The sequence below is a fragment of the Bartonella sp. B30(2025) genome, assembly GCF_053793825.1.
The window spans coordinates 678,597-695,149 of the sequence record NZ_CP200034.1; the positions used below are offsets into that span (position 1 = coordinate 678,597).

Annotated in this window: 14 protein-coding genes, 1 tRNA gene and 1 pseudogene; 7 read left to right on the plus strand and 9 right to left on the minus strand. The window is 34.2% G+C overall.

Annotated elements, in window-relative coordinates:
- Positions 1-10: 10 nt before the first annotated feature.
- Genes V4P55_RS02810 through V4P55_RS02820 form a run of 3 tightly spaced genes read right to left on the minus strand, consistent with a single transcriptional unit; the run spans position 11 to position 2,171 of the window.
- Entirely contained in the window at positions 11-793 is a 783-nt protein-coding gene (locus V4P55_RS02810; protein WP_455474918.1) for a cytochrome c biogenesis CcdA family protein, read from the minus strand.
- Between the two features lie 58 nt (positions 794-851).
- Positions 852-1,787 carry a carboxypeptidase regulatory-like domain-containing protein gene (locus V4P55_RS02815; protein ID WP_455474919.1) on the minus strand — a complete coding sequence of 312 codons (936 nt, stop codon included), beginning with the start codon at positions 1,785-1,787 and terminating at the stop codon, positions 852-854.
- A 60-nt stretch (positions 1,788-1,847) separates the two neighbouring features.
- Positions 1,848-2,171 (minus strand): HesB/IscA family protein, encoded by a 324-nt coding sequence (locus V4P55_RS02820; RefSeq protein ID WP_455474920.1) that lies wholly within the window; start codon positions 2,169-2,171, stop codon positions 1,848-1,850.
- A 107-nt stretch (positions 2,172-2,278) separates the two neighbouring features.
- Between V4P55_RS02820 and V4P55_RS02825 the strand changes: the two genes are divergently transcribed.
- From V4P55_RS02825 to V4P55_RS02835, 3 genes are all read left to right on the plus strand, one after another.
- Complete coding sequence (locus V4P55_RS02825) at positions 2,279-3,478, plus strand: deoxyguanosinetriphosphate triphosphohydrolase (protein ID WP_455474921.1); 1,200 nt, start codon at positions 2,279-2,281, stop codon at positions 3,476-3,478.
- A gap of 31 nt (positions 3,479-3,509) precedes the next feature.
- The gene (gene argS, locus V4P55_RS02830) at positions 3,510-5,267 is read left to right on the plus strand and encodes an arginine--tRNA ligase (RefSeq protein WP_455474922.1); all 1,758 of its coding nucleotides are present in this window, start codon (positions 3,510-3,512) and stop codon (positions 5,265-5,267) included.
- 125 nt (positions 5,268-5,392) lie between these two features.
- Entirely contained in the window at positions 5,393-7,735 is a 2,343-nt protein-coding gene (locus tag V4P55_RS02835) for an SPOR domain-containing protein (protein WP_455474923.1), read from the plus strand.
- Positions 7,736-7,950: 215 nt separating this feature from the next.
- Here the strand turns inward: V4P55_RS02835 and V4P55_RS02840 are convergent, their stop codons facing one another.
- Positions 7,951-8,157, minus strand: a complete 207-nt coding sequence (locus V4P55_RS02840; RefSeq protein ID WP_455474924.1) for a hypothetical protein — start codon at positions 8,155-8,157, stop codon at positions 7,951-7,953.
- 202 nt (positions 8,158-8,359) lie between these two features.
- On the opposite strand from V4P55_RS02840, the gene V4P55_RS02845 reads away from it, so the two are divergent.
- Positions 8,360-9,466, plus strand: coding sequence for a branched-chain amino acid aminotransferase (locus tag V4P55_RS02845; RefSeq protein ID WP_455474925.1), 1,107 nt, complete (start codon positions 8,360-8,362; stop codon positions 9,464-9,466).
- A gap of 93 nt (positions 9,467-9,559) precedes the next feature.
- Here V4P55_RS02845 and glpX read toward each other — a convergent pair whose 3' ends face one another.
- The 3 genes from glpX to V4P55_RS02860 all read right to left on the minus strand — a co-directional run bounded on the left by glpX (position 9,560) and on the right by V4P55_RS02860 (position 12,992).
- Positions 9,560-10,546, minus strand: coding sequence for a class II fructose-bisphosphatase (glpX, locus tag V4P55_RS02850; RefSeq protein WP_455474926.1), 987 nt, complete (start codon positions 10,544-10,546; stop codon positions 9,560-9,562).
- Positions 10,547-10,705: 159 nt separating this feature from the next.
- Positions 10,706-12,016, minus strand: a complete 1,311-nt coding sequence (locus V4P55_RS02855; RefSeq protein WP_455474927.1) for a homoserine dehydrogenase — start codon at positions 12,014-12,016, stop codon at positions 10,706-10,708.
- A gap of 637 nt (positions 12,017-12,653) precedes the next feature.
- The gene (locus V4P55_RS02860; protein ID WP_455474928.1) at positions 12,654-12,992 is read right to left on the minus strand and encodes a hypothetical protein; all 339 of its coding nucleotides are present in this window, start codon (positions 12,990-12,992) and stop codon (positions 12,654-12,656) included.
- Positions 12,993-13,234: 242 nt separating this feature from the next.
- Here V4P55_RS02860 and V4P55_RS02865 point away from each other — a divergent pair.
- Positions 13,235-13,309: transfer RNA gene (locus V4P55_RS02865), tRNA-Glu, on the plus strand.
- Positions 13,310-13,762: 453 nt separating this feature from the next.
- The gene (locus V4P55_RS02870; RefSeq protein WP_455474929.1) at positions 13,763-13,984 is read left to right on the plus strand and encodes a hypothetical protein; all 222 of its coding nucleotides are present in this window, start codon (positions 13,763-13,765) and stop codon (positions 13,982-13,984) included.
- Between the two features lie 59 nt (positions 13,985-14,043).
- Here the strand turns inward: V4P55_RS02870 and V4P55_RS02875 are convergent, their stop codons facing one another.
- A complete protein-coding gene (locus V4P55_RS02875; protein WP_455474930.1) occupies positions 14,044-14,271 on the minus strand; it encodes a hypothetical protein in 228 nt (75 codons plus the stop codon).
- A pseudogene (locus V4P55_RS02880) lies at positions 14,268-14,699 on the minus strand (lysozyme). The gene V4P55_RS02875 and the pseudogene V4P55_RS02880 overlap by 4 nt, the downstream one beginning before the upstream one ends.
- A gap of 567 nt (positions 14,700-15,266) precedes the next feature.
- Here V4P55_RS02880 and V4P55_RS02885 point away from each other — a divergent pair.
- Entirely contained in the window at positions 15,267-16,481 is a 1,215-nt protein-coding gene (locus V4P55_RS02885; protein ID WP_455474931.1) for an NADP-dependent isocitrate dehydrogenase, read from the plus strand.
- Positions 16,482-16,553: the final 72 nt, after the last annotated feature.

Here is a 16,553-nt window from a genome sequence, read left to right on the forward strand (position 1 = left end):
ACACATAAATTTAACGAACAAAGCCAAAAAAATTCACAACATCATGCCAACTAATAGCTTCAACATCACCCAATGAAGGGTAATTTTCCAAAAGCCAAAATGAAAAATTTTGCATAGCGCCTGTTAAAAATAAAATTCCTGTAATAACCAAAAGAATACCAATAACTTTCTCAATTTTTCCTAAATGTTTCCGAAAAATTCCGAAAAATTTCATAAAACTGCTCGAAAATAAAGCTGCCAAAATAAAAGGCACTCCAAGCCCTAATGCGTAAACGCCTAAAAGAAAGCCCCCCTCACCTACAGTTTCTTTTGTTCCAGCAAGCGTTATAACAGGACCTAAAATTGGACCAATACATGGTGTCCATCCAAAGGCGAAAGCTAAACCAATAACATACGCTCCTAAAGGTCCAGTAGAAATCTTGTGTGGGTGAAAACGCACATCACGAAATAGAAAAGCAACATTTAAAAGACCTAAAAAATTTAGACCAAAAATAATGATAACAATTCCAGCAATAATAGCAAACCAATCACGATAATAACCGATAAATCTGCCAACTGTACTTGCACTAGCACCTAAAGCAATGAAAACAGTTGTAAAACCAAGAATAAAAGCAACAACAGAAGATAAAAGGGCTAAACGTATAGACAATTTTCCCTGATGTTCTTTGGAACGAAAATCATCAATTCCAATTCCCGCCATGTAGCACAAATAAGGAGGAACTAATGGCAAAACACATGGTGATAAAAAAGACAATGCACCAGCAAAAAAAACACTTACTGTTGAAAATTCCATGACTAAATTTTATCCCCGTTTCCAAAAAAAATCTTTAAATTGCTTTTTTGTCAATATTTTACATACTTTCCACAACACTTACATCTTTATCATCACCAGAAACAACAGAAAAAACTTTTTGATAAATTTGATCTTTATTTTTGGCAATTGCAATATAATCGCCTTCAGACAACACGAGCGAAACGTAAGCACCAACCGTTTCGTAGACTATATCACCAGCATCATTGATAATGGACCATCTTGTATCTGCTAATGCCTCTCCTCCTTCTTTGCGTACTAATTTTAAGACAATTTGAGCAGCTTGATGTTCAAGGGCTACTTCAGTAATTTTACCTGCATCAACTTGTATATCCGAACGAACAACAGCATTAATGGAACCATAATAAGAAACAACATGATAACGACCAGCTTTTAAGCGTACAATTGATTGCGGCTTAACATTTGATAAAACAACACCAGTATCATCATTTTCTTTAGCATCTTCATATATAGTAAAAAGTAAATCTTTTTTGTTTATTGTACCATTAAGCAATGTAGCATCTAAAATAACACCTCCAGCATCAAGAATAAAATTCTTGATAAGATTTTGCCCATTTTCTAAGTTTATACGCTGCACAGCAGTCGCATGACCAAAGGAAACATGAACGAGATAATTGCCAGGTTTTAAATCAAACTGTGCGCTGCCACCCTCAAAAGTCGCTATCAGTGGTATTTGATTATCGGTTCCTATAATAGGTGCATAAATACGCCATATAAGTCCTTTTGTAATATTTTCGCCGCTGTTAGTTAATCGAGCATGTAACGTTAGTTTAGGTTGAGAAAATACATCTTCTTTTTCACGTTCTTGAGATCGTATAATAAAACTTTTTAGTGGTTTTTGTTGATGATCTTGCTTTATCTCTTTTTCAGAAAAAGCATAACTACTCCCAATTAATGAGATACAGGCCACGTATAGCCACAAAGACCGACAGAATATTTTTATGAAAAAAAACATTCTAGCATTATTGAATAAAATAATATGCTTTACAAGAAACAATATCACGAAGCTACTAATCTAAATTGAAAAACTTACACCGCAACCGCAAGATGAAACAGCATTAGGATTATGAATTTGAAAAGATTTTCCTATAAGATCATCAACAAAATCAATTTGGGCTCCATCCATAAAAGGAAGAGATACTGAATCGATCAAAACAGTTGCTCCGTCTTTTTGAAGCACTAGATCATCTTCTTTACTTTCAGAAACTAAATTATATTTATAAGAAAAACCAGAGCATCCCCCACCTTCAACAGAAATGCGTAACCCTATCTTATCTGGTTCATTTGAAAGTATCCGTGCAATCTGCTTGGCAGCACAATCTGAAATATCCACACTCATTTTTTATGTATCCTTGCATTAAACTGTCAAGAAAAGGTATCCAAAGCAAATAAAAGTTGATTAAGAATAAACTAATTTAAATTTAGGGTAAAAATGGATGACTTGCAATGGAGATAAGGAATAATATCAACAATTGGTCTCGAGAAGTTTATAGTGCTCATCCCCAAACAAGCCGTGGAAGATTATTTTCCGAAATTGAGAGTGCCACGCGATCACCTTTTCAACGAGACAGAGATCGTATTATTCACTCTAATGCATTTCGACGTCTGAAACATAAAACACAAGTTTTTATTGCAGATGAAAGCGATCATTATCGCACACGACTTACACATTCGATAGAAGTTTCTCAAATTGCGCGAACATTAGCCCGCGCGCTACGTCTTGATGAAGATCTTGCCGAAGCCATTGCTCTGGTTCACGACTTTGGACATACACCTTTTGGCCATGCCGGAGAAGACGCTCTAAATGAAATAATGGCTGATTACGGCGGCTTTGATCATAATGCACAAGCGTTACGTATTGTTACAAAGCTGGAACAGCGTTATGCAAACTTTGATGGACTTAACCTTACTTGGGAAACACTTGAGGGACTTGTAAAACATAATGGTCCTCTTTTGGGCCCTTATGCTCATGGAAAAAATGTTCCTCTCGATATTCTGCAGTATAATGAAAAACATAACCTTGAACTTGAATGCTTTGCAGGACTTGAAGCTCAATGTGCTGCTATTGCTGATGATATTGCTTATAATGCTCACGATATTGATGATGGTTTACGCTCAAACTTTTTAACTATTGACCAGTTTGAACAAGTTTCGCTAACTGCATTACTATTAAAAGACATAAAACAAGAACATCCAAAACTTGATATAACGCGACTCGGCTACCAATTGGTGCGTAGGCAAATCACAATTATGGTTGAAGACGTTATTAAACAATCGCAAAAAAATTTAGCATATCTCAAACCAACAAGTATAGATGACGTACATAAAGCAGGACAAACTATTATTACATTTTCACCCACAATAGCGATCTACGAAAAAGAACTGAAAGATTTTCTGTTTAGAAATCTCTATTTTCATGACCAAGTTCTCAGTCGTCGCAATGCGGCAAAAAATATTGTAGAAAACTTATTTGACTGTTATTATAAAAATCCTGATCTCATGCCTGAAAACTGGCATATCAAAACAACTCACTTAACAAATCAAGAATTAGCACGTCTCATTGCTGATTTTCTTTCAGGTATGACTGACCACTACGCTTTACGCGAACATCGTCGTTTATTTGACCATACAGATAATTTTGTTTAATTGATTTTGAATATATTATTGGAAATTAGGTATGAATGTTTTTAAAGACTTCGAGAAAAAAATTAAAAAGTTACTCAAATTATCTGATATAAAAGGAAAAAATGGAGAGGATTTAGATTTATCAAAAATTACTGTTGATCCTCCGCGCGATTCTTCACATGGCGATTTATCAACCAATGCAGCTATGGTGCTTGCAAAATCTGTTGGATTGAATCCGCGTACACTTGCAGAAAGAATTATAGATTTTTTAAAAAATGATTCCTTTATTGAAAATATTGAGGTTGCTGGTCCTGGATTTATCAACATCAGGCTTACAAAATCATTTTGGCAAAATGCAATCAAATCCATGCTTGAGCTTGGCACCTCTTATGGTCATACCCCTATAGGACAGGGAAAACATGTTAATGTTGAATATGTCTCCGCAAATCCGACGGGTCCAATGCATGTTGGACACTGTAGAGGTGCTGTTGTTGGGGATGTTTTTGCTAATTTATTACAATTTGTTGGTTATAATGTTACGAAAGAATACTATATCAACGATGCTGGTAATCAAATTGAGGTACTGGCCCATTCTGTATTGTTGCGCTATAGAGAAGCTCTTGGGCAAAAAATTAATGAGATTCCGGAGGGCTTGTATCCTGGTGAATATTTGATACCATTAGGTCAATCACTTGCCCAAGAATTCGGTGATCAATTACTCGTTATGGATAAAAATGAAGCTTTATCTATAGTAAAAAAGCGTGCAATTGACGCAATGATGTCCATAATTCGAAAAGATCTTGCTTCTCTTAATATTTATCATGATGTCTTTTTTTCTGAAAAAACACTTTATGAAGATAATGCAAAAGCTATACGTAATACGATTAATGAACTGACTTTAAATGGTTATATTTATAAGGGAAAGTTACCACCACCAAAAGGACAAAATACAGAAGATTGGGAACCAAATGAACAAACTTTGTTCCGTTCAACTCATATTGGAGATGATCAAGATCGTGTTTTAGTTAAATCTGACGGTTCTTACACTTATTTTGCTGCCGATATTGCTTATTTTCATAATAAATTTAACCGTCATTTCGATGAAATGATTTATATTTTAGGTGCGGATCACGCTGGATACGTAAAGCGGCTAGAAGCAGTAGCAAAAGCAATTTCTGGAGATAAAGCCAAATTAAGTGTCTTTTTATGTCAACTGGTAAAACTTTTTCGAAACGGTCAACCTGTACGTATGTCAAAAAGAGCTGGTTCCTTTATCACTTTGCGTGATGTTGTGGAAGAAGTTGGCCCCGATCCAGTGCGCTTTATGATGCTTTACCGTAAATGTGAAGCACCTCTTGATTTTGATTTCTCAAAAGTAACAGAACAATCAAAGGATAATCCTATTTTTTATGTACAATATGCAAGTGCACGTTGTCATTCAGTTTTTCGTCAAGCAAAAGAAGTTTTTCTGATTGAAAACTTTTCAAACGATGTAATGATTACATATCTTGATCGATTAATAGATGACAATGAAATCCTCTTAATACGCAAACTTGCAGAATATCCACGTATCATTGAACAAGCCGTGATTCATCAAGAACCACACCGATTAGCGTTTTACCTTTATGATCTTGCTTCAATCTTTCATTCGCATTGGAATAAAGGAAGTGATAATTCTAATTTACGCTTTATTAAGCCTAATGATAAAGAATTATCATTTGCTAGATTAGGATTAATACAAGCTGTAATGAACGTTTTACTTTCAGGACTTGCAATTGTCGGAATAAAGGCACCAGAAGAAATGCGTTGAAAAAGTTCTATAAATCAATAAAATGAAGATGTTATTGATTTTTTTTGTATATATTTCGTAGAAATATAATAAACTAAAATTAAATAATTGCCTATTTAAATGCAAAGCATGATGTGAGAAAAGTTATGAGCGATAACGATCGCAAAAATCCTCAAGAAATAAAACAAAATCAGGATGATGAATTATATGATCCTGTAGAAAGACTTACGCGAATTTTTAATTCGAATACACAAAGTAAAAATAAAGATAATCCATCTTCATTACAGCCTGACCAATCTGTACATCAAATTCCTCAAGATTCATTTCAAGATCAAGATTTTGATTTATCTTTTTTAGAAGAGGAACTCGAAAGTAATTTAGCTGCTAATATTCCGTTTGATAATCAAAATATTGATGATCAAAATAAACAATGGGATTTACGCGCAAATAACGATGAAGCATCTTTAAAAAATGTTGCATCAACTTATGTTTTTAACATCCAAGAACAAAATAGTTTTTTATCTGAGAAAGTACATTCCAATCTTGCAGATCATGATGAAGAGCAAATTTTAGATTCGCTTTCTCCATTACCTATTCAAAAAAATCAACAACCTCAAAATGAAACAACATCGCCTCGCTTTGATCCTTTATTTAAAAAAGATGATTTTAATTCACAATCAGAGAACGTGCTTTTTGAGGAGCCTAATGTACAAAATAGTAACACTGTTACTTCTGCAAAATTTCATGAACAAAGCCAATTTTTTTCACAAGCAGTTACGCCACAACAAAATACTCAGAATGTATCACAACAGTATGATGATCACCAAAGTCTTTACAGAACTTCCATAAGTAACCAACATGAGATTCAAACAGATGAAGCAAATTTAAGTAGAGATCATGCTACTGATTATTCTCAATTTTCTGAAGAAAGATTTTCAAAACGAGAAACGAATGATGCAAGAAATCCAGAATATAATGATCTTCAAGGACAACATAATAATAACATAGATAATCTTTCGCATCAAAATAATGAAAGAGAGTTTTTATATACTCAAAATAATTTTAATAATACACAAGCGAATAATTTCTCCGCCGATGACCACACCCGTAGAGATAGTTATCCTCCTAGTGTCGATACTTATAAATTTGAAGAAGAAACAGTGGAAAAAACTGGAACTATCATAGTTCCAGAAGTTCCCTACACCGCTCCAAAATATGATGCACCTGTTGATAACCTTAAAGAAGAATTTGCTGATGTTTTTAGTGTAGGCAATGCTTCAGAGCAAAGTTTTTCGCAACAAAAACAAAATGAAATTTTTCATAAAACTATGCAACATTCAACAGAAAATGTGCATGCAAATACTCAAGAACAGAATGCTGACTCTTTTTCTGCTGACAATATGGGCTATTACCCCCCTTCTTTTATCAAGGCTTCACCATATAAAAAGAGGATAAATGAACGACCCGTTAATGCTTTAGCGACTCCTGCTTTAAAAAACTTTGTTGGAAGTCAAGTTTTTACACGAGGTATTGCTTTTCTTACATTGGTCATAATCGTTTTTTGGGGTTATTCTCATTTCTTTATGTCATCACAAAAAAATGAAGAGCCATTTATTATCCATGCTGATAATACGCCTTTTAAATTAAAGCCAGAAGCGGATGAAACTGAGAATGTCATTGATCATAATCTAGATGTTTATAATCAAACAACTGGACAAAATGAAAAGCAAGAAACAGAACAACAATTCCTTATTGATAATTCTGAAACACCTAAAGATTTAGCATCATTAAATCAACAAGATTCGGAAAACATTGTACCTGATTTTTTTGATGACACTGATGTTGAAGATGTTGTTATAGAAGCTAACAAACATACTGTTCCAACACGAGAAGTACAAACTGTTATTGTAAAACAAGACGGTACAATTACACCGGATCCAGAATACCATGAAAACACAGATCATACTAATGATTTTGACGTAGTTGACAAAACTACTGCAGATCAACACACAGATGAATCTTATGATTCTCAAGAGTTTTCCGATATAAATAACAACACGATGGAATATAGTACTGTTGCTGATGCCGATGAAATGAACGAAAATATAGATTCTATTCGCGATATTGAGAATAAACTTAAAAATTCGGTTATACCAATTCCTTCAAATACAAAATTTGATTCAAATGTACCGGCACATACTACTGCTTTTTCAACCTCATCGGCTCAAGCGACAACAAAAAATTTAGAAATTTACTACGTGCAAGTTGCTTCCCAACCAACCTATACATTAGCTCAAAATTCTTTACAAAATATAAAATATAAGTTTGGATATCTTATTGGTTCTCGTCCTTTAAATATTCAATCTGCTTTTATAACGGGAAAAGGAACTTATTATCGTGTTCGTATTCAGACACAAAACCGTAATGAAGCTGTAAATCTTTGTGAAAGTATTAAAAATTTTGGAGGAGATTGTTTTATCACACGCTAAATAAACGATGATATAATTTTAATAAACTCTATTATTTATTTTAGAATAGAATTAATTATGGATTATTTGGGATTTTTGTTTATAAAATAAAAGTAATGTTATAATTATACTTTTATAAAATATTAGAATATTGAAAGCGTTTTATATAAAGCTTTTTAAAATATTATTTCGTTTTATTTTATAGTCTTATAAGTTAGCGTCACTTTAATGATTTTTTAGAAAAAAAATCCTAAAAAACCGAAAACAAACCAAATAACAATGAGTACTAACATAACAACAAGAATGCCTTTCCAAATCGAATGATATCTTTGACGGTCTGTTTTGTCTGCAACTATACGTTGTTCATGCTTGTGATGTTCTTTTTTATTCATAGTAAATTCTCTTTTTAATTTCTTACCTTCCGTACTCAAGTGATATATCATAAAATCGATCTCAATTCTTATTTAGCGATAACAATAATTAGTTATAAAAGTTCCAGATTATTTGATAAACGAGAATTCATGAAAACATATTCAAAAAAAGCAACATTAATAAACTTATTTTAAAAACACTTATAATAAAATTATCTTTTACTTTTTAGCAAAATATACATAAAGCTAATACATAACTTAGAAAGTTTTATTTATGAAATCTTCCACATTATCTCTTCCATTTAAGATAGAAAACCACCCTTCTCCCCTGTCGGACGAGAAGCGTGAACAAATTTTACAAAATCCTGGATTTGGTCAATTTTTTACAGATCACATGGTGATTATTCAATGGACCGAAGAAAAAGGATGGCATAATGCTGTTATTTCTCAATACAAATCTTTAGAAATAAGTCCAGCAAGCACTGTTTTGCATTATGGGCAAGAAATTTTTGAAGGATTAAAAGCATATCGTGCAAAAGATGGACGTATCCTTTTATTTCGCCCCAATGCGAATGCACAACGTTTTATGGAATCAGCTCGACGGTTAGCCATGCCTGAACTTCCAGAGAGTATTTTTTTAGATGCAGTTAATCAATTAGTAAAAATTGATCAAAAATGGGTTTCTAATCATCCCAGCATGAGCCTTTACATACGTCCATTCATGTTTGGTAATGAAAAAGTTTTAAAAGTTCATCCTTCTCGAGAATATATTTTCTGTATCATAGCCTCTCCAGTTGAATCATATTTTTCAGGAAAAGAAAAATCGGTTAGCGTATGGGTTGAAACAGATTATAGCCGCGCTGGTCCAGGTGGTACAGGCGCTGCGAAATGTGGTGGAAATTATGCAGCAGGTTTGCTTGCACAAAACATTGCAACACAAAACAATTGTAGCCAAGTACTCTTCCTGGATATGGTTGAACATAAATGGATTGAAGAGTTAGGAGGCATGAATGTATGCTTCATTATGGAGAATAACACGCTTGTAACCCCACCTCTTAATGGCACTATTCTTCCGGGAATAACGCGTTCTTCAATTTTAAAATTAGCGCAACAAATGGACTTAACAATAGAAGAGCGTCCTTATTCTTTTGAATCGCTAAAAAAAGATGCACAAAATGGTTATCTTAAAGAAGCTTTTGCGTGTGGTACTGCTGCTGTTATTACACCAATTGGTCGCTTCAAATACAAAGATGGAGAGTTTGTTGTTGGAAATGAAATGATTGGAACAGTTACAGAACAGCTCCGCACACAACTCGTTGACTTACAAAGAGGAAACACAGTAGATAAAAATAGCTGGATATATTCTGTTCAATTATCATAACAATGTAGAAACATATTAAAACATACCCATAAAAATACTCTATAGAGAAGTAATCACAAAGTGATCTTCTCTATTTTTTATAGTGAAACAATATCAATCAAATTTTGAAAGATCTCTGTGTTGTGCTTTAATGTTACGAATTGTATTTGTGTGTGAACGCATCACAACAGTTTCCGTCTGAATGCAGCTAGGAGTAAATTTAACACCGGAAAGCATATTGCCATCAGTTACACCTGTTGCGGAAAACAAGACATCACCTTTTACCATCTCTCCCACTGTATAAACTTTATGAGGATCATCAATTCCCATTTTAGCTGCACGTGCAATTTTTTCTTCTGTATCAAATTTTAAACGTCCTTGCATCTGTCCACCTATGCAACGCAAAGCTGCAGCAGCTAATACACCTTCTGGTGCTCCACCAATACCCATATAAATATCGATACCTGTTTCATCTGGATCTGTGGTATGAATAACAGCAGCAACATCACCATCACTAATTAAGCGAATTGACGCACCCGTTGCACGTACTTCATTAATCAATTTTGTATGACGCGGACGATCCATAATACAAGCCGTAATCTTATTAACAGTTACCCCTTTAGCTTTTGCAAGAGCGTGAATATTATCAGCAGGATTAGCATCTATATCAATCACACCTTTTGGATAACCAGGACCAATAGCAATTTTTTCCATATAAACATCAGGAGCATAAAGCAAATTACCCTTTTCAGCAATTGCAACCACCGCTAAAGAATTAGAAAGGTTTTTCGCGCAAAGTGTAGTTCCCTCAAGTGGATCCAAAGCGATGTCAACTGGCAATCCATTCTGAAGACCTACTTTTTCTCCAATATAAAGCATTGGAGCTTCATCACGTTCTCCTTCTCCAATCACCACAGTACCATCAACAGGCAAACGATTAAGCTCTTGGCGCATTGCATCCACAGCGGCCTGATCTGCAGCCTTTTCATCACCACGCCCACACCAGTGCGCAGCTGCAACAGCAGCACGTTCAGTCACGCGCACCAATTCAAGCGTTAGAATACGATCAAGTCCATTTAAAATTTTCTGAGCTGCGGGCATATAAAAAATCCTACCAAATAAACATTAGTCAAAAACATTTAGCACTAACTTTTTAATACTAAGAATAAAGATTTTTGCAAAGATAAAAGCTTCCCACAAGAGAAAAGATTACTATCTTTTCCTGTTACTATAGAAAAATAATCGATTCAATTATCGATTTTAAGATGCGCGTTCGATACGAATGAACTGAGGCTTTGCAACAAGATAACCATCTTTTTCAATCGCTGTAAGTGCTTGTCGTATATTTACTTCTGTTGTTTCATGCGTTATTAAAATAATTGTTTTAAAAATTTTGTTTTCTACAAAAGGCTTTTGGACAATTGATTCTAAAGAAATATGATTATCAGCCATATGCCTTGCAACAGCTGCAAAAACACCTGCGCGATCATAAACACTCAAACGAATAAAATAATCACCTGCATGATTAGTAATACACGCTTTTTTGTGAGGATTAAGTGTCAGTGCCGATACACCAAAAACAGATTCATACTGAAAACCAGGACGCGCTTTTGCTATATAAGCCAAATCGCCAATAACTGCCGATGCTGTTGCTGCTCCTCCAGCACCAGGACCAGAAAACAATAACTCACCCAATAAATCGCTTTGAATAGCAATAGCATTCGTCACACCATGAATCTGTGCAATCATAGATGATGTTTGGACCATTGTTGGATGAACGCGCTGCTCAACTCCGGAATCGGTTTTTAATGCAACTCCTAAAAGTTTAATCCGATAACCCAGTTCATCAGCTACACGAACATCAATTTGTGAAATATTCCTGATTCCTTCAATATAAACATCGTCCAATGAAATAGCAGTTCCAAATGCTAAACTTGTTAATAAAGCAAGTTTATGAGCAGTATCATGACCCCCAATATCAAAAGATGGATCAGCTTCAACATACCCAAGTTTTTGCGCATCTGCTAAACAATCTTCAAATGAAAGACCTTCCATGAACATACGTGTTAGTATATAATTGCAGGTCCCATTTAAAATACCATAAACCCTCGATACATGATTTCCAGAAAGAGATTCCTTCATTGCTTTGATAACAGGAATTCCTCCTGCAACAGCAGCTTCAAAATTTAAAAAAACCCCCTTTTTTTCCGCACTAAGTGCAAGTGCTACCCCATGTCGAGCAAGAAGTGCTTTATTGGCAGTAACAACGTGATGTCCAGCTTCAATTGCTCGCTTAACAGACTCATGTACAATATCTGACTCACCACCAATTAACTCAACAAAAACATCAATTTCATCAGAAACCGCCATTTCCATAGGTGAATCGAACCACTTTACACCGCTTAAATCAATTCCACGATTACGGTCTTTATCACGTGCACTAACAGCAACAACTTGAATAGGACGCCCACATCGGCATGCCAAACTATTTGTTTTTTCACGTAAAGTCTGAAAAACAGAAATACCAACTGTACCAAGACCTCCAATACCAACTTTTAAAGCTTCTGCCATTACTCAGACTGCCTATCCTTTATCTTAATGATAAAAATATTTTAAATTATGTAAGAACCAGCATAAATGATGTTTATCAACAATCAATGCAGATAGAACCGTAATCGTTTATGTGGAAAAAGGCTCATTTGCAACACATTTGTTTATTCAAACAAAAGCTTAAAAAACATACTTATCCATATTCTTAAAAATAAGGGTTCGCATAAATTAGCACTATTGCATAATGTAGTACAATCTTTTAATTAATAAAAATTGTGCTGCTATTATGATTAAAAAAGCTATTGCAGTATAAAAGTTTTTACGTTTCAGAAAACTATTTTTCCCTAAATACAATTTAGATCAAAATATAAATCACAAATACTTGATTTGCCTACATACAATCTTACAGTGCTATAAAAATAAGATTGTGTCACATTCTTCCCATCGATAACAATTTAAAAATCAGCACATTATTATAGTTATCACTCGTCTACATCACCCATGCTTACCTGCGCTTACTGCGTAGTAGTTCTTAAATGATTATTACTCCTCAACACATAAATGAGCAAAAAATCAAAACTCTCTTAAAAACATCTTATTGAACTAGATCAGCAATTTCTCTCTTAATCACATGGAGGTGAGTATAAGCAAAAAATAACTACTGATTTTCAATCTGCTTTAATATGTCTCCAATAACATTATGTGCGTCTCTTTTAACTTTCACTGAGAATGATGAACTTGAGTCCTTTTCTCGAGAAAAAGTTTTTACATTTTCCTCACTTCTCGTATAATTGTTAATAACTCTTTGTTGCCTTGTAGAACCTGCTGGTCCTATTGGATAATTTACACTATTGTCTCCTTTTGTCACAAAAGACCTCTGAGTAAGTGAAGAACTTTCAATATGAGAAGTTGTACTTTCATCATGTAAACATCCCGCAATAACGAGTAAAATAGTACAGAAAGACATCCGCCACATCAAAGATATTGATTTTATCATTCTCTGATTCCTCAAACAAAAATATCAAAAATATCATCCAATTATTGTTGTGCTAGCACTAAAACTCTCCTCCACTCATCTCATTGTATTTTTGATATTAAAGTTGAGAAAAGAAAATAACCTGGATGAAGGCTATATAGGAATCTTCAAAAATAATTCAATAAAACAAATTTTTTTAAAAAAAAATGCGCATAGGGCTTGCGAAGTAGAAATATCCTCTCTATAAGCTTCATCATTGGTTTGCGCCCATCGTCTAGCGGTTAGGACATCGCCCTTTCACGGCGGAAACAGGGGTTCGATTCCCCTTGGGCGTACCATGTTGTTTTTTGTTACAAATATCTTATTGATTTTGTGTATTTTTTTCCAGGTGCGGGATACGTAAATAAAGGTAAGGGAATAGGCTTTTAAAACGTGCCTTTATAAAGCATATCCTTTTTTGGGAAAAATTTTTCTAAGTCATGTTGTAAAAATTATTAAAATTTTTAACATGCCAATATTTTCAGGAACAGTTATCCTTTTCTAATAATATCTTGAATTCGCAATTGTAACTATCCCCTTCACACCAGAAGCAATATCATTAAGTTATTGCATAGCCAATGAAAAACTTACTTTTTGAGTTATATTTTATTTTGGATAATAGGCTCGAGAGCAGAGAGCACTTTGAACTTCTAGCACAAATGAGTATTTCTTGAAGCATTTCTTTAGACATTATTTTACCAAAATATAAATCAATTATATCCAGCATTGATTACTAACTGGAGATTAATACTATGAAACCCAGTGATTTTAAGGCTGTTGCCTCTTCTTCAATGCAAGAAGGCGATGTAGAAAATGAGTCGCTGGAAGGTGCCAGCGCAAATTTAGAAGAAGACAGAGAATTCACTCCTGAAGAATTAAAAGATGTTATAGCGGGTTTAGAGAGTGATATTGCCGATGGTAGTTGGATACGTGCTGATTATGCTTTAAAATATCCCTTGCTAAGCCAGAACTAATTGCCGTAACATCTTGCTTTTCCAAGTAAATTGGCATCCAGCCAACACACGTTGAACGTTCATTCATCACGCACCCAGCGAGAAAGCTCAGCACGCACATCAGCATCACTTTTCTTGTTAATCTCATTTTCCACCTCAAGTCGTATTGTTGCTGCTTCTAAAGCTTTCTTTGTTTGCTTTTGCTGCTCAGAATTTTTTCCAAAGTAAAAAGCTTTTGCTATAGCCATAAAAAAAGCAGCTAAAGCTGCTACAATGAGTATAAGATTTTTCTTTATCCGCCAGATCATAAACGTTGCTCACGAAAACGTTTGGCAACAAAAACAACACCTGCACATGCTGCTAAACCCATAATAACAGCGAATGCCCATTGAACTGGACCATTACCCACTAATAAGCCTCCAAGCCCTGAAAGAGTTACAAAACGCTTTCATTCCTACATTATAGCAAAAGGATACTAACGCTGCGAATTGCTCATCGGTTAAAGAGACAGCGACTGCTTGATCAACAGCCTTCTCAAATTGTTTTAAATCTTGAAATAAAATCTCTTCTGCCACTTTTTCAGCGATACTCATATCTTTACGCACAAAAGGCTTTCCAGCGTTACTTGTATGACCATAACTTATTGTTCATAACCGGTAGCATCTTGATAAAATTGCAAGCGCAAATCTTCCCATTGTTTAATGAGTGCAAACCCTTCTTTGGATATTTTTCGCATATTTTTCCCTCCATAAAAAAAGCCCCGCAAAACGCGGAGTTGATTGACATAATAAAAATGAACTTATTGCCATCTTTAAAAACTATTCAGATTATTATTTTTTTAGTATTTTTATTTTCAATTTTTTAGTATTGTATAAAAAATTATAAAAATTACTGTATGATTGATCTCTTTTATCATTTCATAATGAGTTAGAATTCGTGCGTTACAGAAACGCGCTTGTTGAGAATATTTACACTTTGTAATTTTAGATAAAAAAACGACCAGAGATTTATAATTTTACTAAATAACTAAATAAAATCTTACAAATTATAAAAGTAGCTTAAACTTTACATCGTCATTAATATCTATTTCCATTTCATATAATTGACTTGCTATAATCTCACCATAAGTGACACAGCTTTATTTTAATTTTTTTTCAATGAAACAGTTTTACATCCTATTGATAAATATATCTTAATAGTATTACCTTTGAATACGCCACTATCATTCCTGTTTTTTACTTTTCATGAGAATTTTGAAAATGTAAGGTGTAGAAAATAATATCACTAAAAAAAAGGACTTCTAATGATAAAAATCAAAGTAGAAAATCCCATTGTTGAAATCGACGGGGATGAAATGACCCGTATCATCTGGAAACATATCAAAGAAAAACTTATTTATCCCTATCTTGATATTGACCTAAAATATTATGATCTTTCCATAGAAAATCGTGATGCAACCAATGACCAAATAACAATAGATGCTGCCAATGCGATTAAACAATATGGGGTTGGAGTGAAATGTGCAACCATCACTCCTGATGAAGCACGTGTTAAAGAATTTAATCTAAAAAAAATGTGGAAATCACCCAATGGTACAATCCGCAATATCTTAGGAGGCACAATTTTTCGCGAACCTATTATCTGCAAGAATGTTCCTCGCCTCGTTTCTAACTGGACAAAACCAATCATTATTGGACGTCATGCTTTTGGTGATCAATATAAAGCAACCGATTTTAAATTTCCTAGTAAAGGAAAATTGACTATTAAATTTGTTGGTGATGACAATAAAGTTATAGAACATGAGGTTTTTGATGCCCCAAGTTCAGGTATTGCTATGGCTATGTATAATCTTGATGAATCAATCCGTGATTTTGCTCGTGCATCCTTTAATTATGGACTACAAAGAAAAGTTCCTGTCTACCTTTCAACAAAAAACACCATTTTAAAAGCTTACGATGGACGCTTTAAAGATATTTTTCAAGAAATATTTGATACAGAATTTAAAGATGAATTTGAAAAATGTAACTTGTATTATGAACATCGCTTGATTGATGATATGGTTGCTTCTGCACTTAAATGGTCTGGTGGTTATGTCTGGGCATGTAAAAATTACGATGGTGATGTTCAATCAGATATCGTTGCTCAAGGCTTTGGTTCACTTGGGCTCATGACTTCTGTTCTCATGACAGCAGATGGCAAAACTGTTGAAGCAGAGGCTGCACATGGTACAGTAACACGTCATTACCGTCAGCATCAAAAAGGCGAAGAAACATCAACAAATTCTATTGCCTCTATTTTTGCGTGGACGCGTGGTTTAGCACATCGTGCAAAACTCGATAACAATGAGCAATTAAAAAGCTTTGTCACAATATTGGAAAAAGTTTGTATTAAAACGGTTGAAGAAGGCTTTATGACTAAAGATCTTGCTCTTTTGATTGGACCGAAACAAAAGTGGCTCTCAACAACAGGATTCCTTGATAAAGTCGATGAAAATCTCAAAAAAGCAATGATCAATTGATAGGATTATTTCAATTCCAAAGCTCTACAAAAAAAGAGCTTTGGATCTGCCCTTGGAAAATTTAAACAACTG

Bases quoted from the DNA above. Each gene is read 5' to 3' on its own strand.
- V4P55_RS02845 (WP_455474925.1), top strand. From the start codon at position 8,360: ATGAAATCTTCCACATTATCTCTTCCATTTAAGATAGAAAACCACCCT.
- V4P55_RS02810 (WP_455474918.1), bottom strand. From the start codon at position 793: ATGGAATTTTCAACAGTAAGTGTTTTTTTTGCTGGTGCATTGTCTTTT.
- V4P55_RS02820 (WP_455474920.1), bottom strand. From the start codon at position 2,171: ATGAGTGTGGATATTTCAGATTGTGCTGCCAAGCAGATTGCACGGATA.
- V4P55_RS02840 (WP_455474924.1), bottom strand. From the start codon at position 8,157: ATGATATATCACTTGAGTACGGAAGGTAAGAAATTAAAAAGAGAATTT.
- V4P55_RS02870 (WP_455474929.1), top strand. From the start codon at position 13,763: ATGAAACCCAGTGATTTTAAGGCTGTTGCCTCTTCTTCAATGCAAGAA.
- V4P55_RS02885 (WP_455474931.1), top strand. From the start codon at position 15,267: ATGATAAAAATCAAAGTAGAAAATCCCATTGTTGAAATCGACGGGGAT.
- glpX (WP_455474926.1), bottom strand. From the start codon at position 10,546: ATGCCCGCAGCTCAGAAAATTTTAAATGGACTTGATCGTATTCTAACG.
- V4P55_RS02855 (WP_455474927.1), bottom strand. From the start codon at position 12,016: ATGGCAGAAGCTTTAAAAGTTGGTATTGGAGGTCTTGGTACAGTTGGT.
- V4P55_RS02835 (WP_455474923.1), top strand. From the start codon at position 5,393: ATGAGCGATAACGATCGCAAAAATCCTCAAGAAATAAAACAAAATCAG.
- V4P55_RS02825 (WP_455474921.1), top strand. From the start codon at position 2,279: ATGGAGATAAGGAATAATATCAACAATTGGTCTCGAGAAGTTTATAGT.
- argS (WP_455474922.1), top strand. From the start codon at position 3,510: ATGAATGTTTTTAAAGACTTCGAGAAAAAAATTAAAAAGTTACTCAAA.
- V4P55_RS02875 (WP_455474930.1), bottom strand. From the start codon at position 14,271: ATGATCTGGCGGATAAAGAAAAATCTTATACTCATTGTAGCAGCTTTA.
- V4P55_RS02860 (WP_455474928.1), bottom strand. From the start codon at position 12,992: ATGATAAAATCAATATCTTTGATGTGGCGGATGTCTTTCTGTACTATT.
- V4P55_RS02815 (WP_455474919.1), bottom strand. From the start codon at position 1,787: ATGTTTTTTTTCATAAAAATATTCTGTCGGTCTTTGTGGCTATACGTG.